This is a genomic window from Clostridium sp. BSD9I1 (assembly GCF_900185645.1).
In the GTDB taxonomy this organism is placed as follows: domain Bacteria; phylum Bacillota; class Clostridia; order Clostridiales; family Clostridiaceae; genus Clostridium_AK.
The window spans coordinates 383,609-405,747 of record NZ_FYAM01000027.1 but is presented as its reverse complement, the minus strand read 5'-3'; the positions used below and the strand labels follow the sequence as shown (position 1 = coordinate 405,747).

Annotated in this window: 21 protein-coding genes; 2 read left to right on the top strand and 19 right to left on the bottom strand. The window is 31.3% G+C overall.

All coding sequences use genetic code 11. The features are described 5' to 3' along the window. Positions 1-141: 141 nt before the first annotated feature. The 10 genes from BSD9I1_RS18790 to ptsP all read right to left on the bottom strand — a co-directional run bounded on the left by BSD9I1_RS18790 (position 142) and on the right by ptsP (position 9,857). Positions 142-453: a nucleoside triphosphate pyrophosphohydrolase gene (locus BSD9I1_RS18790; RefSeq protein WP_035311294.1), complete on the bottom strand. Its 312-nt coding sequence runs from the start codon at positions 451-453 to the stop codon at positions 142-144. Next, positions 440-949, bottom strand: coding sequence for a hypothetical protein (locus tag BSD9I1_RS18785; RefSeq protein WP_186431616.1), 510 nt, complete (start codon positions 947-949; stop codon positions 440-442). Before BSD9I1_RS18785 ends, BSD9I1_RS18790 begins: the two co-directional genes overlap by 14 nt. 62 nt (positions 950-1,011) lie before the next feature. Beyond that, complete coding sequence (locus tag BSD9I1_RS18780) at positions 1,012-1,944, bottom strand: metal ABC transporter solute-binding protein, Zn/Mn family (protein WP_052085854.1); 933 nt, start codon at positions 1,942-1,944, stop codon at positions 1,012-1,014. Between the two features lie 148 nt (positions 1,945-2,092). After that, a complete protein-coding gene (locus tag BSD9I1_RS18775; RefSeq protein WP_186431615.1) occupies positions 2,093-2,833 on the bottom strand; it encodes a TIGR03943 family protein in 741 nt (246 codons plus the stop codon). 42 nt (positions 2,834-2,875) lie between these two features. Further along, positions 2,876-3,262, bottom strand: coding sequence for a hypothetical protein (locus BSD9I1_RS18770; RefSeq protein ID WP_186431614.1), 387 nt, complete (start codon positions 3,260-3,262; stop codon positions 2,876-2,878). A gap of 38 nt (positions 3,263-3,300) precedes the next feature. After that, positions 3,301-3,942, bottom strand: a complete 642-nt coding sequence (locus BSD9I1_RS18765) for a GTP-binding protein (protein WP_186431613.1) — start codon at positions 3,940-3,942, stop codon at positions 3,301-3,303. Between the two features lie 719 nt (positions 3,943-4,661). Continuing rightward, positions 4,662-5,552, bottom strand: a complete 891-nt coding sequence (locus BSD9I1_RS18760) for a DUF4179 domain-containing protein (RefSeq protein WP_186431612.1) — start codon at positions 5,550-5,552, stop codon at positions 4,662-4,664. Between the two features lie 2 nt (positions 5,553-5,554). Next, on the bottom strand, positions 5,555-6,031 hold the full coding sequence (locus BSD9I1_RS18755; protein ID WP_278281266.1) for a sigma-70 family RNA polymerase sigma factor: 477 nt from the start codon (positions 6,029-6,031) through the stop codon (positions 5,555-5,557). Positions 6,032-6,192: 161 nt separating this feature from the next. Next, positions 6,193-8,202 (bottom strand): glucose PTS transporter subunit IIA, encoded by a 2,010-nt coding sequence (locus BSD9I1_RS18750; protein WP_186431611.1) that lies wholly within the window; start codon positions 8,200-8,202, stop codon positions 6,193-6,195. A 38-nt stretch (positions 8,203-8,240) separates the two neighbouring features. Further along, positions 8,241-9,857: a phosphoenolpyruvate--protein phosphotransferase gene (gene ptsP / locus BSD9I1_RS18745; RefSeq protein ID WP_186431610.1), complete on the bottom strand. Its 1,617-nt coding sequence runs from the start codon at positions 9,855-9,857 to the stop codon at positions 8,241-8,243. 279 nt (positions 9,858-10,136) lie between these two features. On the opposite strand from ptsP, the gene BSD9I1_RS18980 reads away from it, so the two are divergent. After that, positions 10,137-10,361 carry a nucleotidyltransferase family protein gene (locus BSD9I1_RS18980; RefSeq protein ID WP_242966564.1) on the top strand — a complete coding sequence of 75 codons (225 nt, stop codon included), beginning with the start codon at positions 10,137-10,139 and terminating at the stop codon, positions 10,359-10,361. A gap of 497 nt (positions 10,362-10,858) precedes the next feature. Here the strand turns inward: BSD9I1_RS18980 and BSD9I1_RS18735 are convergent, their stop codons facing one another. Beyond that, positions 10,859-11,185: a cytochrome C biogenesis protein gene (locus tag BSD9I1_RS18735; protein ID WP_186431635.1), complete on the bottom strand. Its 327-nt coding sequence runs from the start codon at positions 11,183-11,185 to the stop codon at positions 10,859-10,861. 178 nt (positions 11,186-11,363) lie between these two features. Here BSD9I1_RS18735 and BSD9I1_RS18730 point away from each other — a divergent pair, with 178 nt between their 5' ends. Continuing rightward, a complete protein-coding gene (locus BSD9I1_RS18730) occupies positions 11,364-12,395 on the top strand; it encodes a glycoside hydrolase family 25 protein (RefSeq protein WP_186431609.1) in 1,032 nt (343 codons plus the stop codon). A 295-nt stretch (positions 12,396-12,690) separates the two neighbouring features. Here BSD9I1_RS18730 and BSD9I1_RS18725 read toward each other — a convergent pair whose 3' ends face one another. From BSD9I1_RS18725 to rbsK, 8 genes are all read right to left on the bottom strand, one after another. Continuing rightward, positions 12,691-15,264: a 3'-5' exonuclease gene (locus BSD9I1_RS18725; protein ID WP_242966562.1), complete on the bottom strand. Its 2,574-nt coding sequence runs from the start codon at positions 15,262-15,264 to the stop codon at positions 12,691-12,693. 20 nt (positions 15,265-15,284) lie between these two features. Then, a complete protein-coding gene (locus BSD9I1_RS18720) occupies positions 15,285-15,725 on the bottom strand; it encodes a bacteriohemerythrin (protein WP_186431607.1) in 441 nt (146 codons plus the stop codon). A gap of 59 nt (positions 15,726-15,784) precedes the next feature. Then, a complete protein-coding gene (locus BSD9I1_RS18715) occupies positions 15,785-16,783 on the bottom strand; it encodes a LacI family DNA-binding transcriptional regulator (protein WP_186431606.1) in 999 nt (332 codons plus the stop codon). Between the two features lie 281 nt (positions 16,784-17,064). Next, the gene (gene rbsB, locus BSD9I1_RS18710; RefSeq protein ID WP_186431605.1) at positions 17,065-17,976 is read right to left on the bottom strand and encodes a ribose ABC transporter substrate-binding protein RbsB; all 912 of its coding nucleotides are present in this window, start codon (positions 17,974-17,976) and stop codon (positions 17,065-17,067) included. A 30-nt stretch (positions 17,977-18,006) separates the two neighbouring features. After that, positions 18,007-18,942 (bottom strand): ABC transporter permease, encoded by a 936-nt coding sequence (locus tag BSD9I1_RS18705; protein ID WP_186431604.1) that lies wholly within the window; start codon positions 18,940-18,942, stop codon positions 18,007-18,009. 48 nt (positions 18,943-18,990) lie between these two features. Further along, positions 18,991-20,496, bottom strand: coding sequence for a sugar ABC transporter ATP-binding protein (locus BSD9I1_RS18700; RefSeq protein ID WP_186431603.1), 1,506 nt, complete (start codon positions 20,494-20,496; stop codon positions 18,991-18,993). Between the two features lie 14 nt (positions 20,497-20,510). Continuing rightward, the gene (rbsD, locus tag BSD9I1_RS18695; RefSeq protein ID WP_186431602.1) at positions 20,511-20,906 is read right to left on the bottom strand and encodes a D-ribose pyranase; all 396 of its coding nucleotides are present in this window, start codon (positions 20,904-20,906) and stop codon (positions 20,511-20,513) included. Positions 20,907-20,933: 27 nt separating this feature from the next. Continuing rightward, on the bottom strand, positions 20,934-21,857 hold the full coding sequence (gene rbsK, locus BSD9I1_RS18690; protein ID WP_186431601.1) for a ribokinase: 924 nt from the start codon (positions 21,855-21,857) through the stop codon (positions 20,934-20,936). Between the last annotated feature and the right edge of the window lie 282 nt (positions 21,858-22,139).

Genomic DNA, 22,139 nt, shown 5'->3' with positions numbered 1-22,139 from the left:
ATTCCAATATATAGAAAAAAAGCAATAAAAAAATCGGATTATCTCCGATTTTTATCTAAAGTTCTTATTTGCTGCTTTATAAATATCATTTTAATAAAAATCTTTTTAAACTATTAAATATAAACTATTCATAAAAATTTTCTATTCACATACTCTTTCAAGTACTATACCTTCCTCAAATCCGCCCTTTTCTTCTCTTTTCTCAGTTCTTTTAACTAAAACTTCTTCCTCTGAGTAACCAAGTTCATTAGCTAAAGAAAAAACTACTTCAACTATATCTGCAAGTTCTTCTAAACTGTTATCTTGCAAAAATTCTCTTGATTCTTCCTTAAGCTTATCTTTTAATAAATCTAGCATCTTTTCTTTTTCTGCATATTGTATCACATACCTTTTACCCTCTTTTTCCAGTATTTCAGGTATTTTATCTCTTACAAGTTTATTACATAGACTCATTTGTGTTTTTCACTCCTCCTCTAATTAAGGAATTTATTTCGTACTTATCCTCTTCGTTTATGTCGAACTCTATGATTGAAGTAGTTTTTATTATATCTTTATAATTTTTACCTTTAAACTGTAATTTATTCGTTTTATCTATATGGCAATACTCCATTTTTGAAAAAGGATATATTTTTCCTTGATAAACTATTCCCTCCTCATTTATCAAAATATTAGCTCCTTTAGAAAATATACTTACTATATTGAATAATATTGTTATTAAATTTATATAAATAATAATTTTATACTCATATTTCATTGACTTTAATCCCATAAAAATAGGCACACTATATATTCCTATATTAAATACACACCAGAAAGCATTGTTCCAAAACCTACCTTTTACTTTAATTCCATCATAACTAAAATATCTTATTATAAAATAAGTTTCCCTCCCTATCATTATAATAAAAAACATAGAAAAAATGATAAATATCATATATATAGGCTGCATTCCTAAGTCCCCCATTATTGTAATACATTAACTTAATTATAACATAAAAGCGAAGTAGTTTCCTACTTCGCTAAGCTCTCATATATGTTATCTAAATTAATTCTCATGCTATCTATATAACTTTTATCCGATTGCCCTTTTTCCATACAATATGTTGTTTTAACTTCAATTGCCGCATCTCTTTCTAGAGCATTTAAAATATCAATATTTTCGCCATTTTCTACAAGAACAACCTTTATAGAATTATCTTTAAAATATTTAGACAAGTTATTTATTTCTTCTTGCAACGGTATAGATTTTGTAATAAACTTTTCTATACTTATCTGCTCAAGTCCAAATTCTCTACATAGATATGCGAATGCTGGATGTCCCGTTAATACTACTTTTTTGTTAACCTGAGAAAATCTACGCTTATATTCTGTATATAAGTTATCTAAATCTGCAAAAAAATTATCATAATTTTTCTCGTAATAATCTTTATTTTTAGGATCTATTTTAACTAGCGCCTCTTTTATATCTTTTGATGCTATTTGAGCATTTTTTAAACTTAACCAAGTATACGGATCATAGTTTCCATAGTACTCCCCTACTTTTGTCTTGGGATTTTCTAAAAACTCTACTCCCTTTGATGCTTCTACAACAATTAAATCCTTATTATTAATATTTTCAAGTGCTTCATCTACCCATTCACCAACTTCCATACCATTATACACGAATAGCTTTGCTGTCTTTAAATGGGTTAACTCTTCTTTTTGCGGCTTAAAATTATGTGGAGCCATTCCAGTGGGTATCATAGTGGTGATATCTACTTTATCCTTTCCAATTGCCTTTACAAATTCCTTCATTGGATTGAAAGTTACCACAACAGGAATTTTACTGTTAGGGCTTTTGGGTAAGTCTTGTTTTTCACCATTTACCGTTGAATCATTAGCACATCCGGGGAAAATTACCATAATGGCGAGAATCGCTATAGACCGCATGATCTTATTTAACAAACTTTTCACCTCGTAAATTAAAAATAAGTCTTTACTTTAAAAAATCACCCATCAATAATTTTTTAAACCAAAGACTATATTAATAATAGTTTCAGCACTTTATAAAGTCAACAGGGTTTACAATTTATTAAACAAATCAGTATAAAAGTTAATATATATAGCTATTTTTTGGCTTTTCAATTTTGTTAACCTTTTTCACCTTTAATACAGTTAAGTCTCTTTCAGAAACCTTTTCATAATCGATTACCCCTTCAACTCTTACCCAATCGTTTATTTTAAGCTTAGAAGAGTCCTTATATTTACAAAGCATCCCTACAATTTGAGTATCTATAGCACTAGATTTCATAACAAATCGTGCTGTTATAAATTCATCATTTTTAAAACTATCATTTTTAAATATAAAACCTTCCAAAACTATGCTTTTTCCTTTATATGCATCCTTGTCTTCATTTATTTTTCCTATCATATATAAATAATTTTTTTCATCAATTATTATACTTCCACCTGCTATAGCTTCAACATTTACACTTTCATGTGTATCACCTTTAATATTGTTACTTTTTTCCGTAAAATTTAAAACTACATTTTTATTAGTATTTTCATGCACATGCATTCCACCTACTGAAGCAAACATTCCTATAATTATGGTTACAAAAAATATTTCATATCCTATAATATTTAATTTTTTCTTCTCAATCATTGAAAATATATTAAAAAACTCATTTATAGTAAGAATTATTAACGCACCTAAGGATATTAAAGTTAACTTTTGCATGTGAGGATGTAAAAAATTATTTATGTTTCCTGTTTTAATCAAATAAAATAGTGCTGTCACCAAACTAAATAGAACTATAAAGTTTAATAAATGTTCCATATTAAATCTCTTCATAATATCACCTTAAAATATCATTAATAGTTGAATCTAAAACTACTAAAAATACAAATAAGAATATACTAAAGCACCAAATATAAAATACTTTCCTATAAGCATAAATTTATAAGTAGTTTCTTGCAACACTTTAGAAATCCTTAATGATTGGTTATCATACTTTAAAACTTCCCTATTTTTAAAAATTTTCTTTGAGATTATACTTTGACTAAAGAAAACTTGGATGAATGAAGTTATAAGTGCTACTAATAACATAAATGGAAGTGCTGTAAGTAATATGCTTATAAATATAATAGAAAATTCTTTTAATCCATGTCCTAAAAGTTCTTCTCCATTTAATACAAAAATTATCCATAACGCCCACATAATAAATATCGTTCCTATAAGCTTTATGAGGTTTTTAAAAGTCAAATATGAATATCTCTCCACTCTAATCCCCCCGCAACTAATAGTATCCAAAGCATTCATTAAATACATAGAATTTTATTAAGTTTAAATCTTAACTTCTTAAGTATACCTGTATCTATTAAATGAGATTCTTTAAGTACTCTTTCAATGCTTCCCATGCTGTCTGCTCTTAGCATAAAAGCTTTTGGATTTATATCTTCTATAGCAAGCTTTATACTTTCCCATTGGCCTTTTCTTAAAAATATGCATTTTGTTAAAAGTATTAAATTGCTGTGAGCTAATAGAGGTACTAAAAATGAATTATTGTTTTTCAAATAGTTTTCAAAGTTTTGAGCCTCTGCCACATAATATATAGTAGATATTCTACTAACTTTTTTTATTTCTGATTCATTTAGCATTCCTAGTATTTCTTCTAGGTCTTTTGTTTCATCCATTTCGATTATGATTCTATTGGGATGATGTAAATTTGCTAAATACTTAAAATATTCTTTTGTAAGTGGCTGTTCAGTGCAAATACTCCTAATTATTATATTACTATTTTGTTTAAACCTTTTCTCAATTTCTCTTCCTCCTATTTCCTCTTGTAAAATGAGAACTTTTTCTTTAGGTATTAAATTTATATTAAGTAGTGCATTTATAAGTGAGGTTTTTCCTGAGCCCAAAACTCCCGTCACTATTTCAATATCACTCTTAATTTCCATAATTCAACTCCTTATAATTCTTGTGTTTTCTCCAATATTATAGTTATGCTTGAAAAAAATTTTATATGATACAAAAAGAAAATTGTAGCATTTTTAATGTTGAACGGGTCGTATGGAATTTGCATTGTTAATGAAACATCTCAGCTTACTGAGATGTGCTAATTTATAACGAAATCACAGATTTCTATAAATTATGCAACGCGTTCGCTTCGCAAAAGAGCTCTAATATCCCTCAATTTAAATCACCTAAACTTTCTAAACTCGCTGACAGCTCAGACAGTAGAAAGTTCTTTACGGTGATTTAAATTGAGAGACAAAGAGCTTCTAATTGCTTGTTCAATGCTTTCTACAATGCAAAACCCATACTAAATTTAACATTAAAAATGTCTTCACGCTTACCTTACTAAAGGAGGGAATTTCGCTTTGGCGAAAGTTCCTTTTTAATTGACACTTATCAAAGGGCTGGTAAGCCCGCAGACCGACAGGTCGGGAAATATTAATTATTCTATTTTTTACTAAGAATCTTTCATAAGATTGCCTTATATTCAACTTATAAATTAAAAATACCGTTAAGAGCCGCCTACTGTCTGAGCGATAGCGAGTTTAGGCGGCTTAGGGATTTTAAATTTATAAATATTAGCCGTTCTCGGCGAAACGAACGCCTTCCTAGATGAAAATTCTATAGGACCCAGAGCATTAAAAATGTGGTAATATATCATCTACTGTTCAATAGCTTTTAGAGCTTTCCCTTCTTTTCTTTCTTCAATAAATAACTTAACTATATCTCCAAATTCATCTTTAAAATCATTAAGAGCTTTTTCAGCTTCTTCTTTAGAGTCATAGTATTTAAGCTCTACAGCAAACTTTCCACTTTCATCTTTTAGTATTCTTTTATCTTCAGCTTTAAAAAATACTTCCTCAACTATTCCAAGTCCTTCACCCATCTCATAAGATGCGCTTCTAACAGAATATACAACTTTTGATTTATCATACTTAAGCTTTTTTAAGCTTATTTCAATTTTAGCGGGATCTTTATATTCCTTTATTTCATATTGCACTGGGAAATTTAAGACCACTGCAAATCTTACGGTAGAATCATCTAAAGTTATTATTTTATAAACATCTTTTATGAAAGGGTTCTTCTTTAATTCTCCAAATTCTTTTTCTGCACTCATATTTCTTGTTCCATACATTGTAAAAATCATAGTACTTGGATAATCTTTATATTCCACTTTAAACTTATTCATAGTATTCATAATGGTTGACACGTTGATTGTAATTTTTGAGGTATTACCCTTATTAGAATTCTCTATAGATGCTATATCTGCTCCGTCTGTTATATCTCCACCATATCCTATACCCTTATTAAACTGAAGAACTTGAACTAACTTTCCAAGTACTGGCATTGAACTCATGCTTTTTGCAAATGCAGCATTGGTATTGACAAATAAGGTAAAGGTGAGAACTGCTGCAGCTACTGCTCCCCCTGTTATATTAAACTTGTTTCTTGTTTTTGCCCTTTTTATTGCCGAATTAATCTTATCATCAAGCTCCTTTGGAATTTCTATATCATCATAGCTCTTTTTTAACTCATCTATTTTTTTACTCATAATTAATCATTCTCCTCTAATTTTATTTTCAACTCACTAAGAGTTCTATAAAGTATGGTCTTAGTAGTGCTTAGTGGTAAATCAAGAATATTTGAAATATCTTTAAGTGTCATATCTTCAAAATACCTTAATACTACTATAGCTTTTGCCCTTTCATCCAGATCCTTTAAAGCAGAATATAAATCAATTATTTCCTCTGGAGTAACCTTGTTCTTATCAGCTTCATTGAAAGTTTCATCAAAATTTGTTATCTTCTTTGATTTCTTTAAGAAATCTATAGCACAATTAATTAATATCCTTGTTATCCAAGTCATAAAATATTCTGGCTGCTTCAAATTGCTTTTCTTAACATAGGCCTTATAAACTGCTTCCTGAACAATATCCATAGCATCGTCAGAATTTTGAGCATAACTATATGCAATTTTATATAACCCTTCCTTATTTTCTTTTATTAAATTTTCAAATTCCTTATCATTAATAATCTTGTTTCTTGTAAAGCTAAATATAGCTCACACCCCCCAATATATTTTAAAGCATCAGCTGATACAATTATTACACCCATTAGACCTTATTACCATGTAAAAAGTTTCAAATAAAAAAAGAAATTCTGCCTAAGCAGAATTTCATATTATAAATTTTATTACTTTACAATTGTTGCAACCTGTTCCATAGCCTTCTTTTTTGAGAAATCAACTGTAAGGCTTTCTACTTCATGCATATTTGTTATAACTACAGGAGTAATTAAACTCTTTGCATTTTTCTGAATAAACTCATCATCAAAAGATACTAATAAATCTCCTTTCTTAACCTTATCACCTTGTTCAACATGAGCTGTAAATCCTTCACCATTTAAGTTAACAGTATCTATTCCTATATGAACTAAAATTTCTAATCCTTCTTCTGTTGTAATTGCCACAGCATGTTTAGTTGGGAATAATACTGTTATTTCTCCACTGGCCGGAGCATATACCTTATTTCCTGAAGGTATAACAGCAAACCCATCTCCCAAAATCTTTTGTGAAAAAGCTTCGTCTGGAACCTTTTCCAGTTGAACAATCTCACCATCAATTGGGTTATATAATGAATAGGAAGCTTTACCAGCGTTTTTACTATCATCAATAGCTGTTTCCTCAAGTTCTTCTTCTATCTCATCACTAAATGGTTCAGCGTAACCTCCATTTGCTATAATAGCTTTTATATTATCCTTAATTTTTTCTGCCTCTGTACCAAAAATAACTTGAACACTATTTCCTGCATTTAATATTCCCGCTGCTCCAAGTGCTTTTAACGTACCTTTATCAACCTTTGATGGATCCTTTAAAGTAAGCCTAAGCCTTGTTATGCAAGCATCCAGAACTTCTATATTTTCTTTTCCTCCTATTGCTTCTAGTACCCTTGCAGCCTTTTCACTACCTTTAGCATTTATAGGAGCTACTACTGCTTCTTCATCATCTTCTCTACCAGGAGTTTTTAAATTTAAAGCCCTAATTGTAAAATAAAAAACTGCAAAATATAATGCAAAGAAAGCTAATCCAACTAACCACATTAACCATGGATTACCTGCAAATTTAAATCCCAATAGATAATCAATAAAGGAAGCCGAAAATGTATACCCGAGTCTAATATTTAGTAAACTTGTAATAATACCAGATAAAAATGCAGCCGCAACGTGAAATATAAATAACATAGGTGCTACAAATATAAATGAAAATTCGATTGGTTCTGTTATCCCTGTAAGAAAAGCCACAAATGCCGCTGAAATCATCATACCTGATACCTTTTTTCTATTTTCCTTCCTAGCTGCTGCAATCATAGCTAAAGCAGCTCCCGGAAGGCCAAACATCAATATTGGGAACTCTGAAGCCATGAAATATCCCGCAGTAGGATCGCCATGAAAGTATCTTGGAGAGTCACCAAAATAAGTTACTCCATTTGCAACATATTCTCCAAATTGATATAAAAAGGCTGGATAATACATATGATGTAATCCTACAGGAATCAGTAACCTCTTTCCTGCTGCATAAAAGGCTGGGCCTAATATAGAAGTTGATGCCCAATGCGAAAATACATTTATTCCATTTTGAATTGGAGCCCAAATACTAACTCCAATAATCCCAAAAACTAAAGCTACAAGAGAAGTTATAATTGGTACAAATCTCTTTCCACCAAAAAATCCAAGAACCTGTGGCAGCCTTATATCATGGAATCTATTATATAAAGCACCTGATATCAAACCTATTGATATACCTCCAAAGACACCCATATTAATAGTTGTTTGTGAAACTACATCAGTATAAGCTGCTGTTTTCATAAATGCTTCTAATGTTATTCCTTGCTCAGAGGCAAGCTTTGTAGCAAGTGCTGCTGCACCGCTAGCACTTGCTACCTTTATAGTGGCTTGCAAAACAAATTGACCTACAACAGCAGCTAAAGCCGCAACACCTTCTCCACCAGTAAAACCAATAGCAACCCCAGCTGCAAAAATCATTGGAAGATTGCTAAATATAGCATCTCCCGCTTGCGCCATATATGGTAAATTTAATAAGTCTGGTTGACCAAATCTCAATAGTAATCCTGCTGCTGGTAAAACAGATACTGGCAGCATTAGCGATTTACCTATCTTTTGCAAAACAGCAAATAATCTTTTCATAATGATACCTCCTATTATTCTCCTTGAGCCATTTTATACTAATTGTTCATTATAATTTGTTTTGCTTTCAATATGGAAGTTGCACTCATAGAGAATTCATCAAGTCCATATTCAACAAGAATTGGTATCATATCTTCCTCCCCTGCTGCCTCTCCACACATTCCACACCATTTTCCTTCTTTGTGTGCTGCATCTATTGTCATCTTTATCAATCTTAAAACTGCAGGGTGTTTCGGATTATATAGATATGAAATTTTTTCATTCATTCTATCAGCAGCTAAAGTGTATTGAATCAAGTCATTAGTTCCTATACTAAAAAAATCTACATGTTTTGCAAGTTCATCTGAATAAATAGCTGCTGCTGGTATTTCCACCATTATTCCAACTTCTAGCTCCTCATTAAAGCCCTTTCCTTCTCTTTTTAACTCATCCATGCATTCTTTAAGTATTTTTTTTGCATCTAAGAATTCTTCTAAGGAAGCTATCATTGGGAACATTATTTTTATGTTACCAAAGGCGGATGCTCTAAGTAACGCTCTCAATTGTATTTTAAATATATCTTTTCTATCTAAACAAAGTCTTATAGCTCTGTAGCCTAAGAATGGATTCATTTCATTGGGTAGTGGTAAGTATGGTAATTTTTTATCCCCACCTATATCAAGTGTTCTTATAACCACTGGTTTACCTTCTGTTTTCTCAGCCACATATTTATATGATTCAAATTGTTCTTCTTCTGATGGCATATCACTTCTGTCCATATATAAGAATTCTGTTCTAAATAATCCCACGCCATCTCCTCCATTTTCTAGTACTTGATGGATATCTTCTGCCTTACCTATATTTCCTGCAACTTCTACGTGCTTTCCAGCCTTAGTAACGGTTGCTACATTTATCAGCTTTTTAAGTTCTTCTTTTTCTTTCTCATAAGTTTCTTTTTTCTTTCTATATTCCAGTATAGTATCTTCACTTGGATTAATTAAAACTATACCTTGATATCCATCTACAATTACTATATCCCCGTTCTTAACGCTTTCAGTTATATCATTTAGACCTAGAACAGCAGGAATTTCTAAAGTTCTTGCCATTATTGCACTGTGTGATGTTCTTCCACCTATATTGGTTATAAATCCAATAACCTTGCTTCTATCTAGCCCAGCAGTATCAGAAGGAGTTAAGTCATGAGCTACAATTACTGTATTCTCGTTTAAATCCTCTAATGTATTTTCTCCCCTTCCTACTAAGTTAGCTAGTATTCTATTCCCAACGTCTTTTATATCTGCTGCTCTTTCTCTCATATATTCATCTTCCATGGCAGCAAAAATGCCCATATACATTTCTATAACATCACTTAAAGCCTTTTCAGCATTTATCTTACTTGACTCTATATTCATAACAACAGCTCCGGTAAATTCTGGATCGTCTAAAAGCATAATATGACTCTCAAAAACTGCTGCTTTGTCACTTCCTAATTCCTTTTCTGCTTTTTCCATTATCTTTGTTAATTGTTCTTTTGAACTTTCTATAGCATTTTGAAGCCTAGCTTTTTCTTTTTCCTCATCATCTATAACTCTTTCTACTATGGAAATTTCCTTATTTTCTTTTATAAATACTTGACCTATAGCATATCCATTAGATGCAGCTATTCCTTTTTTCATTACTTTGCCTCCTCGTATATTTATTACAACCTCTATTTTCATTGATCTATCTTGCATATGTATTAGTTTTGCATGCATATCATCAATCTATGGTTAGTATTTACGAAAAATCAATAATTAAAACAATAGGAACTTGTTTATAAAGATAATGATTTAGTTGCGTTGCCCTAAATGCTTGAATGGTATGTCTAAGACCTATAAGTATGTGATATAATATAATGGTTAATATACTTACAATTAACATTAATATTTTAAGATTACACTTGGTGGTGATTAAAAATGAACCCCATTATAGATAAAGCTAAGGATTTTATTGTAGATACACATAAGAAACATAAGATAAAATTTGCTTATATTTTTGGTTCCCAAGCGACAGGCACTGCTGCTGAAAATAGTGATATAGATATAGCTATATACTTTGATAACAGTTATACACCTATAGAAGATGCTTTTGTAAGAGGAGATATTATAGAAGAAGGCAAAGCTTTTTTAAGAAAGATGTAGATGTTGTTTCCTTAAATAGTATTTCTTCTTTATTATTAAAATATGAAATAATTCATAATGGAATAGTTATCAAAGATCACGATGAAAGAGCTGATTTTGAATCTTTATCTTTGCGAGAGTATTTTGACTTTAAATACTACTCAGATATATATGATAATACAATGATTGAGAAAATAAAAAATGGCGAATATTTTAGGAGATAAATTTATGGTTAAACGCGAAGTTTTACTTTCAAGAATAAATAAATTAAATGAATATAAATAAGCATGAATGCTATTTTTAATGTTGAACATATAGGATGGGATTTGCATCGTAGAAAGCATTGAATGAGCTTTAGAGCGGCTTTATTTATAAATTTAAAATACCGTTAAGAGCCTCCTACTGTTTGAGCCTACGGCGAGTTTAGGAGGCTTAGGTATTTTAAATTTATAAATATTAGCAGCTCTTAGCAAAATGAACGCTTTCCTAGATGCAAATCTTATACGGTAGGTTCAACATTAAAAATTGATTAACTGTATAACATTTATTACAGGTACTTCATAAGGATGCACCTTTTTTATTGTTTCCACTGCTTGTTTTGCCACCTCTATAAGACAACAAAATTCCACCTTACACTCCTCTTCGCTAGAAAGCTCTCCTACTTCTCCTTCAAATGGATTTGCGCCTTTAAGCGGCCTCCAATATCCTGTTACCTTTGAAACTGCCATACAGTTATCATAATTTCCTCCGATGCTTAATGCTGCAATTTCGTTTAAAGCTTCTCTTAACTTATCTACATATTCCTCTGGAATGAAGGTTTCTATTTTTACTACACTAATATCCATCATATACTTCCTCTCTTAATATAATTTCTTTTAATATAGTATTTACCGTATTTATAGTAATATCAATTTTTGCTTACCATTATAAAATGAATACCTGATACTTTATAATTAAAATCTGTCACTTTATAGTGATTACCTTAATATAATAAGTAAGAGAACTTTTTTTGTGGAGGAAATAATGCAACCTAGAAATGATAACAGTCTTTTTGGAACAGACTTAAATGAATTTAGTCAGAACGTGAACTTTCAACAACTGGCTAGCACTGTAGACTTTTTATATCTTAGAGCATCCGGTTCTGGTACCGGCAGATTTAGAATAGATAGAAAGTTTTTTGAATTTGCAAGAGGTGCTAGGCAATTTGGAATCCCTGTTGGTGCCTACCACTATGCACTTCCAAATTATGATTTAAGAACTGCAGAACTTCAAGCTACTGACTTCGCAAATACCTTAGAAGCAGCCTTTGGTGAAGGAGATTATGGCGATATATTCCCTGTATTGGATGTAGAAACACCTACTGATAGATCTATACCTACTTCAGTTTTACTTAATTGGATATTGAGATTTGAGGCCACCTTTGAAAGATTAACTAGAAGACAACTTATGCTTTATACTGGTGCTTTCTTTATTGACATTTATAATAATTTCTTCATTCCTGGTCGTGGATTTGTTGTTAGTCATATGCCTTTATGGATAGCAATGTATCCAAGCATTCCAGGAAATCCTCCAATTCCTAGAAATGCTGGTGGATGGACTAGATGGAGAATTTGGCAGTATACAGAAGAAGGCAGAATAAATGGAGTGAGTAATCCAGTAGATTTAAACTGGGGTCCTGACAATATAGATCTTCTAAGGCCTCCTGTACCAGTTTCTGGACTTCGTGCAACTATGGATAGCAAAAACATTTATGTTTCATGGAATAAGAACCCTGACATAGACTTAAATGGATATAACTTATTTGCAAATGCAAATTATATAACTACTTTAAGTAAAAATGCTACATCCTATGTAATTCCTTTAAGCAGGGTAAGGATTAGACCTGATAGAGCTACTGAAGTTGCCATAGAAGCCTTTGACGTAGATGGAGATTTTTCAACTAGAAGAACTAGCGTAACAGTACCTCAAAATAGATATGCAGATGGCAATCTTACACGAGGAGACTATGATCTGTTTTTAAATTACCCAGATAAATTTGACTACCCTATTGATTAATAATATAGACATTTTAAGATAATGTTGAATGGACCGTATAGGATTTACATTTAAGAAAGCGTTCGTTTCGTAAAAAAGGTCTAATATTTCTGCCCTTAAAATATCTAAACCTTCTAAACTCGCTTTGCTCACACAGTAGAAGGTTCTTAACGATATTTTAAGTTCAGAAATAGAGACCTTTTAATACTTACTCAATGCTTTCTACAATGTAAATCCCATACTATAATTCAACATTAAAAATATCACTGAAACTGCTAAAGGAAGAAATTTCACCTTAGTGAAATTTCAATAAAAATTAATTGTTATCAACAAACTCGCTTGGTATCATTTCTAAGAACCTACTTGGCTTTTTGCCACCATTTCTTGAAGCACTCAAATATAAATTTTTCTTAGCGCGAGTCATGGCTACATAAAAGGTTCTTGCCTCTTCTCTTAAGTCACCAGACTTTACTGATTGGTAACTTGGAAATATCATTTCTTGAAGCCCTGCCAAAAATACGTGATCAAACTCTGCTCCCTTTGCTTGATGCACTGTTATAATTGGAATTTTGGGCCTCTTTGAAGTTATGCTTTCTATTTCAGTATTTGAAAGAGCTGTAAGCTTTAAAAATTCTGCTAAAGCCTCCATTGGTCTCATTGTTTCATTATCTCCCTCTTTAGCTATGAGGTAAAGATTCCTTACGTTTTCAATTCTTTGAGGCTCTTTACTATATACATCCTTTATTCCTGAAATATTTACTATGTGTGTAATGATATCAAAGGTTCTTACAAGCTTTGCTTCTTCTCTTAAATCATTAATATCATCGCACAGTTCCATAAACTTTTCACTATATCTACTATAAAATTCTTCTCTTTCATCTAAAACAGGTAAAAGTTTATCTGTTAAGATGTTTAAAAGTACATCTTTAGTTGCAAGTACATCATCTATGGCATTATGACTAGATTTTACTTCTGTATCAAATAAGTTACTTAAGGTTTCAAGCTTATGATTTTTAAGTTTTGGATAAAATCTTCTGCTCAAATCCAAGGTATCAAAATAAGTTATGAATTCTGCATATCCTAACCCTAACCTTTTAAGTTCACTATTAAAAATATTTATGTCATAGGATACATTATGTCCAAGTACAATTCTATCCTGCACATACTCCTTAAATTCTCTTAAAACCTTTTCTTTAGGTTCTCCATTTTCCCTTAAAAAGTCATCACTAAATCCATGGACATCATAGGAAGTTCCAACGCCTTTTGTAGGTGTTAAAAACCTTTCAAATTTATCTAGTATCTTACCTTCATCATTTATTCTCACTGCAGATATTTGAATTATTTCATCCTTTTCAGTATCCACTCCCGTGCTTTCCACATCAAATATAACTACATTTCCCTCACTTAGGCCATCTAAAAGTGGTCTGTAGGGCTCTCCATAGTCTAGTGTAAATCCATTTATAAAATCTGTAAGCCTAATCCCCAGCGCCTTAGCATCTTTACTTTCTATTTCTTCTATGCTCTTATCTCCTACCCCTTTTACAAATCTTTTAATTATTCTTCTAAGACTTGTATAGTCAAAAGGATTTTTAATTAGCTTTAAATAAGAAAGTATATCCTTAATTTCTTGTCGTCTAAAAAACTTAAAATCATCCACAAGCAAAAACTCTAACCTTTTTTCCTTTGGAATGCTTGCATTAATCATAGTAAAAATGGAACTTAAGTCCTTAGCTGTTCTATTTCCTCTGGTAAGTATTGCAATTTTTTTTACATCCTGCTGTTTAAGATCACTTATATTATGAAAAATCCACTTAGCTTCTTCATTAAAATCTGAAGCAATTTTAAGTTTAATCTTATCTCCTGTAAAACTTACTTTAGATTCTATGCCATCTTTATATATTTCACTTACTTCTTCATTAAAAGCATTTTTCAAAAATCCATAGGAGGCATCTAAAAGTGTTTTGCTGCTTCTATAGTTTTCATCGAAAGCAATAAATGTAGGGATGCAATCTTCTTTAAATTTCTTAAGTATAGTCTCTGGATTAGATCCTCTCCAAGCATATATGGTTTGAAATTTATCACCACACATCAAAATGTTATTTCCATTAAACAGTTTAGAAATGATATTATATTCCAGCTCACTTGTATCCTGAACTTCATCTATATGTAAATACTTAAATTTTTTTCTCCATTTTTCTACTATCTTTTCCTTTAAAAATAGTTCATTGCAGTTCAATAAAAGATCATCAAAATCCACTGCATGTCTTTCTGAAAGTCTTGCATTATAAGCTTCTATAAATTTAGCCCCATAGGTTTCAAGATACTTTACCATATCGAGCCTTACCTTATAGTTATTATCTACACATATGGATTTTATCTTTTCTATATCATATTTATATAATGAAGCTATTATTTCCTCATAAGTGCCTTGTTTATAAATGGCCTTTTTTTCTTTAACTTCTCTTATAAAGGATTGAAGGGAATTTACAGGAAATTTATTTATATTAAACTCCCCTATTACTTCCTTTGTGTCCTCTTCATCATATATTATAAAATCAGAAGGTATATCCGTATGTTCCTTTGCCTCTTCTTTTATAATATCAAAGCAAAAACTATGAAAGGTTTTTATTTTTACGCTTTGCCCAATCTTTCCAAGCATTTCACTTATTTTTTCTGTCATTTCCCTGCATGCTCTATTTGTAAAGGTTAAGCATAATACTTCTTCTGCCTCTGCCATTTTTTTCTCTAATATATTTGCAATTCTTAGACATAATGTTCTGGTCTTTCCCGTCCCTGCTGAAGCCAATAGCAGTACATTTTTATCTAATTCCTGTACTATTGAAAGTTGCTTTTCATTACAGCTAGCTAGCTCATTATTAAAATTCAGCACAGTACCCTCCATATTATTAGTTAGTATCTTTTGCCTAGTTTAAGTTTTACTCCTGTTTTTAAATCTTGTAAATAATCTCTTATCTGAACATCTTCCTTTAATATATGGCTTTCTATCCATTTACATACAAACTCCAGAAGTTCTAAGATTGACCCTTGTTGGTTTGCATCTATTTCTTTTAAGTCTAAATTATTAATCTTTTGTATAAACTTATAATGCATGTCTTTTTGCTCATCATATTTAGGATATTCATAAAGCTTCATTATTTTTTCTTCATTATTAAAATGATATACAGTGTAGCTTTTAAGTTCTTCTATAAGATCCATTATTTTATCATAGTAATCAATATAATTATCGTTTTTAGCTAAAGCATATATTTGACTTCCTATTTCAAAAAGCCTTTTATGCTCCTTATCTATTGCATTAACTCCAGTGTCATATTGTTCTTTCCATTCAAACACCTTTATCTCCTCCTTCTCATTTAATAATTAATCTTTCAACTAACTAAATATTATATATTCTAAACTGTCTTCCTAACAATAAGTTCTGTTTCAAAATATATTTGATTTTTATCTATAGGATTTTCCATGATTAAATCTATAAGCATTTTACAGGATTCTCTTCCCATTAAATATATTGGTTGTGCTAAGGTTGTAAGTTCTGGCTCAAAAAAACTTGCTAAGGTTATATTATCAAATCCCATTACACTTATATCTTCGGGTATTCTTATACCTTTCTTTATAAGGTATTTTATGCCTGCACAAGCCATTATATCATTGCTATAAAATATAGCATCTACATTTTTATTTTTACTTAATATCTCTTCTGTAGCTTTTATTCCACCTTCAATAGTAAAGTCTCCTTGCGCCACTAAATCTTCATCATAGAATCCTTTTAGATCCATACACTCCTTGTATCCTAAAAACCTTTCTTCAGAGGTCTTTAATCCATAAGGTCCCTTTACAAAAGCTATTTTTTTCTTTCCTTTATTATATAAATACTCCATTCCCCTTCGTATTCCTTCTTTGTTTAAAACATACACTCCGTAATGTTCTTCTTCAAGTTCTATATGTCTGTCCACCACTACAAAGGGAATATTATTATCTTTTAATACTTTGATACTTTGATATCCTTCTCCACCTGAAATAAGTATAACGCCATCCACAAGCTTACTTATAAGAAGCTGCGTATATCTATTTTCTTTTTCTTCCTCATTGTCTGTATTGCAGAATATTACATTATACCCTAAGCTTCCTGCCCCATCTTCTATTGCCCTTGCAATTTCAGAAAAGAATGGGTTTGTTATATCAGGTAAAATTATTCCTATAGTATTTGTTCTTTTTGTGCTTAAGCTTCTTGCAACAGAATTAGGAATATAATTATATTTATTTGCTATTTCCCATACCCTATTTTTAGTTTCCTCACTTATGTTTGTTTCTCTATTATTTAAAACCATGGATACAGTGGTCTTAGATACCTTAGCCATTTCAGCTATATCCTTCATTGTAATTTTCTTCATAAAAAACCCCTCTTGTTCTAGTTAATAGTTAAAAATTAATAGTTACTAGTTATGATAAATCTCTCAATAAATTCATGGATTCTAATTCATTTTAACATAGTAAGCCATTTGTACAAATTAATTACACCATATAGTATAAAAACATATAATCTTCTATAGCGTAAAAAGGTACTAGGAATTAGGACTTAGGGCTTAGAACTGGATGAAAGTTTCCATATAAAAACTTTCTACATTTCCTATCTCCTTATTCCTAGAACCTAGTACCTCCACTAGTTGCTAAATTATTTCTTTTCTACAATTTTTAAATCTACTGGTATTTCTTTTGCCACGTTTTCTTTGTTTATAACTTTAACTGCATTTTCAATAGCCATAGTTCCCATTAGATCTGGCTGTTGTGCAATTGTAGCTGCCATTTCTCCAGCTTCTACTGCTTTTATAGCATCTGCTGTTCCATCAAATCCTACAACTAAAGCCTTTTTACCCTTTAATGCCTTTAAAGCACCTAATGCCATCTCATCATTGTGAGCAAATATAGCATCAAAGTTTGGAGTAGCCTGTATTATGTTTTCCATAACACTTAATCCTTTTTGTCTATCAAAATCTGCTGGCTGGCTTGATACAACCTTAACTCCAGCCTTATTGTCTACTCCCTTGTGGAATCCTGTACCTCTATCTCTTGTTGCAGAAGCACCTGGTATTCCTTGAAGTTCAACTATGTTTGCTTTTCCGCCTAATTTATTTAGTATAAATTCTGCTGCCATTTGTCCGCCCTTAACATTATCAGAAGCTATATGAGTTGCTACAGTTCCACCATTTGACTTTCTATCTACAGTAAGTACTGGAATTTCTGCATCATTTGCAACTTTTATAGCATTTACTACTGCATCACTATCTGTTGGGTTAACAATTATCGCTGCAACTCCCTGCTGTACTAAATCTTCAATATTAGATCTTTCTTTTGCTGCTTCATTTTGAGAATCTAAAACTACTAATTCATATCCAAGTTCCTTAGCCTTCTTTTCAGCGCCTTCCTTCATAGATACAAAGAAAGGATTGTTTAAAGTTGATATTGCAAGACCAATTTTCTTACTATCTTTTTTCTGTCCTGCTTGCTGTCCACAGCCTGTAAGTCCTCCTAGCATAAGTATTCCTGTTAGAGCAAGTGAAAGCATTTTTACCTTTGTTTTTTTCATTTTAAACTCCTCCATTTATTTATTTTTTAATTATTTTTTACTTCTCTTATCAAGTAATATAGCAAATAATATTACTGCACCTTTTACGATAGACTGATAATATGGAGAAACATTCATAAGATTTAATCCATTATTTAAAACTCCTATTATCATAGCACCTATTAAAGTTCCTGTTATAGAACCTTCTCCACCTGAAAGGCTTGTTCCTCCAAGTACTACTGCTGCTATTGCATCTAATTCAAAACCTGATCCAGCATTTGGTGAAGCAGAACCTACTCTGCTGGTAACTATAACTCCTGCAAGTGCTGCAGTAATTCCACTTATTACATATACTAGTGTTTTCACTTTATCAGTATTTATTCCTGAAAGCCTTGCTGAATCTTCATTTCCCCCTAGTGCATATACATATCTTCCGTATCTTGTTTGAGTTAAAATGTACCAAGCTATTATAAATACTAGAAATATTATAAGTACTGGCATTGGAATTCCTGCTATTTTTTTATTTCCTATGTTTATGAAGTTTCCAGAAATCCCTGATATCGGAGTACCATTAGTGTATACATAAGTTGCTCCTCTAAATATTGTCATACTAGCTAATGTAACTATAAATGCCTGCATTTTACCTTTTGAAACAAATATGCCATTAAAAAGTCCTATTATAGCTCCTAAAACAATTGCTATTAAGAGTGGAACTAATATTCCACCATTAGAACTTTTAGCAAAAGTTGCTGCTATTGCTCCTACAAGTGCTAAAGTTGATCCTACAGAAAGGTCAATTCCTCCCGTAAGTATTACAAAAGACATTCCTATTGCAAGTATTGCATTAACAGAAACCTGAGTTAGTACGTTTAATATGTTATTTATATTTAAAAACCTTGGAGCTGCAATTGATATAATCACACAAAGAACTATTAATCCAAGTAATGATTTAAACTTCAAAAGCGTGCTCTTTACATCCTTATTCATCAGTTCTTCCCCTTTCCTTTTTACTAATCATTAGTTATTAACAGCTGATTACTCTTTAATTCCTACTGCATATTTCATTATGCTTTCCTGGGTTGCTTCGCTGCGACTTAACTCTCCTGTAACTTTTCCTTCGCTCATTACAATAACTCTATCACTTACACCAAGTATTTCTGCCATATCTGAAGAAATCATAATTATTGCTTTTCCTTCTTTTTTAAGTTCATTTAGAACTTCATAAATTTCTTTTTTAGCTCCTACGTCTATACCCTTTGTAGGTTCATCCACTATAAGTAAGTTAGGTGATAGCATGATCCATTTTGCAATTATTGCCTTTTGTTGATTACCACCACTTAAATTTTTCATCATTTGAGCATGAGAAGGAGTCTTTACTGAAAGTTTTTCTATATATTCCTTAATTTCCTTAAGCTCTTCCTTAGTGTCTATTCTCTTAAATGTATTTTCATACTTTTTAAGGTTACTTAATGTCATGTTTGTTCCAACAGTCATATTAAGCACTAATCCTTCTTTCTTTCTATCCTCAGAAAGATATGCTATTCCATGTGTTATAGCATCTTTTGGAGAATTTATATTTGCCTTTTCTCCATTTATATATATTTCACCTGAAGTTTTTTTGTATTCTCCAAATATAGTTTTTGCAGTCTCAGTTCTACCAGATCCCATAAGGCCTGCAAACCCTACTATTTCTCCAGCTTTAACTTCAAAAGAAACATCTTTTACTTTATTTTTGTAACTTAAGTTTTCAACCTTTAAAACTACATTTCCCTTTTTCTCTTCTCTATAAGGAAATTGCTCTTCAAGTTTTCTTCCTACCATCATAGCAATAAGGCTGTCCTTATCAACGTCCTTTACCATTGCCTCTCCAACATACTGTCCATCTCTTAAAACTGTTACTCTATTACATATTGCAAATATTTCATCCATTCTATGAGATATATATATTACTGCTATTCCTTCACTTCTTAACTTTTCTATAACTTCAAATAGCTTTTCTGTCTCCACATCTGTAAGTGCAGTAGTTGGCTCATCCATAATTATTATTTTAGAATCCTTGGATACAGCCTTTATTATCTCTATCATCTGCATTTCCCCTACAGTTAAGTCGGATGTCATAGTACTTGGATCTGTAGTAAATCCAATTCTACTTAAGAGCTCTCTGCTTTTTTCTATCATATATTTCTTGTCTAATTTTCTAAAAATACCGTTATATTTTTCATTTCCCAAAAATATATTTTCATATATAGTAAGATTCGGAAGTAAGCTTAATTCTTGATGTATTATAGATACACCTAGAGCTTCAGCATCTTTTATGCCTGTTACGTTTGCTTCTTTACCTTCTATAAAAACTTTTCCTTCATCTTTTGTATATACACCACTTAAAATCTTCATAAGCGTGGATTTACCTGCCCCATTTTCACCTAAAAGAGCCATTACTTCTCCACCATAAGCTTTTAAGTTTACATTTTGAAGGGCTTTTACCCCTGGAAACGATTTTGATATATTTTGCATTTCCAATAGAGGTGTCTTATTTTCCATAATCATTTCCCCCTTTAAAAAACTACGCCAGATTTTAAAATTATGTTGGCATATGGTGTCTGCTCTCCTGTCCTAACTACTGCCTTACATTTTTTTAAGTTTTCCTTTAACTCTTCATGACTTATCCATGTAATTTTTACGTTTCCTATTTCCTTTGCTATACCCTCATAAACTTCAGGGCTAGCATCCTTTATTTCTCTTGCAATTTCAACTTCCTCTATTTCAAGTTCAGTTAAAATTGCCTTTAATGTATCTATGAATGTTGGTAAATTTTTCATAACCGCTAAATCTATTCTTTCAACTGAGTTAGGTATCGGCAGACCTGCATCCCCTATGGCAATACTATCTGTATGACCCATTTGAGATATAACTCTTGATATTTCGCTGTTTAATAATGGGGTCTTTTTCATCAGTGTTCCTCCCATATCTAATAATAATTAAGCTTTCATTACTTCTTCAAGTGTAGGTAGTGAGGTTTGAGCTCCTTTTCTTTGTACTACTATTGAAGAAACCTTGTTTGCAAAAGTTACTGCTTTTATCAAAACTGCATAGTTTAGGCTTTCCTCATCACAAAGTTTTGTTGCCACACCACCTATAAAACTATCTCCTGCTGCAGTTGTATCTATAGCCTTAACCTTATGAGCTGGAACTATACAAAATTCATCCTTTGAAACAAGTGCTGCTCCTCTTTCCCCTAACGTTATTAATACAAATTTAACTCCCTTATCTAAAAAAGTTTTAGCAGCTTCCTTTATTGTATTTTCACTATCCACTTTTATTCCTGTAAGTTCGTATGCTTCCGTTTCATTTGGAGCAATTATATCTGTATATTTTAAAAGTTCTTCCGGAACCTTTCTTGCTGGCGCTGGATTTAATATAGTTATAACTCCATTTTCCTTTGCCATCTTAAATGCTTCTATACTTACTTCAGCTGGTGTTTCAAATTGAGTTATAAGCACCTTTGAATTTATTATAGCTTTTTCTGATTTTTTAATATCCTCACTAGTTATAGCCATATTTGATCCAGAAACTACTATAATTGAGTTATTTCCTTCATCATCTACAGGTATTATCGCCATTCCTGTAGGTTCTTTTTCATCTGTATATAAATATTCTAAGTTTACATCATCATTTTTAAGAGCTTCAACTAGGCTATGTCCATTGTCATCGTTTCCAACTTTGCCTACCATATATACGTTAGTTCCAAGTCTTCTTGCTGCTACTGCCTGATTAGCGCCCTTACCTCCTGGAATTTTATCAAATCCCTTAGCAAGTATCGTCTCTCCGCTTCTAACCATTCTTTCAACTTTAAGCACTATGTCCATATTAAGACTTCCCAGTACACAAATACTATTTTTCATTAAGTATTCACCCACCTAACTATACTTAACCGATTTACTAAACCGGTTTACTAAATTATATAATATTATATATTCAATGTCAACGTTTTACATAACATATTTTTTTTGAATTATATCAATGTGCTATACTACTTGTACTTACCAGTACAATATTATGCTATACTGTGACTTAAATTTAACAACTTATTTATGAATATATTAACAAACTTTATTGTTCCCAAGAAAAGGATAATTAAACATTAAGAAATGATAAATATAAAAAAGCACATAATCCCAATTATA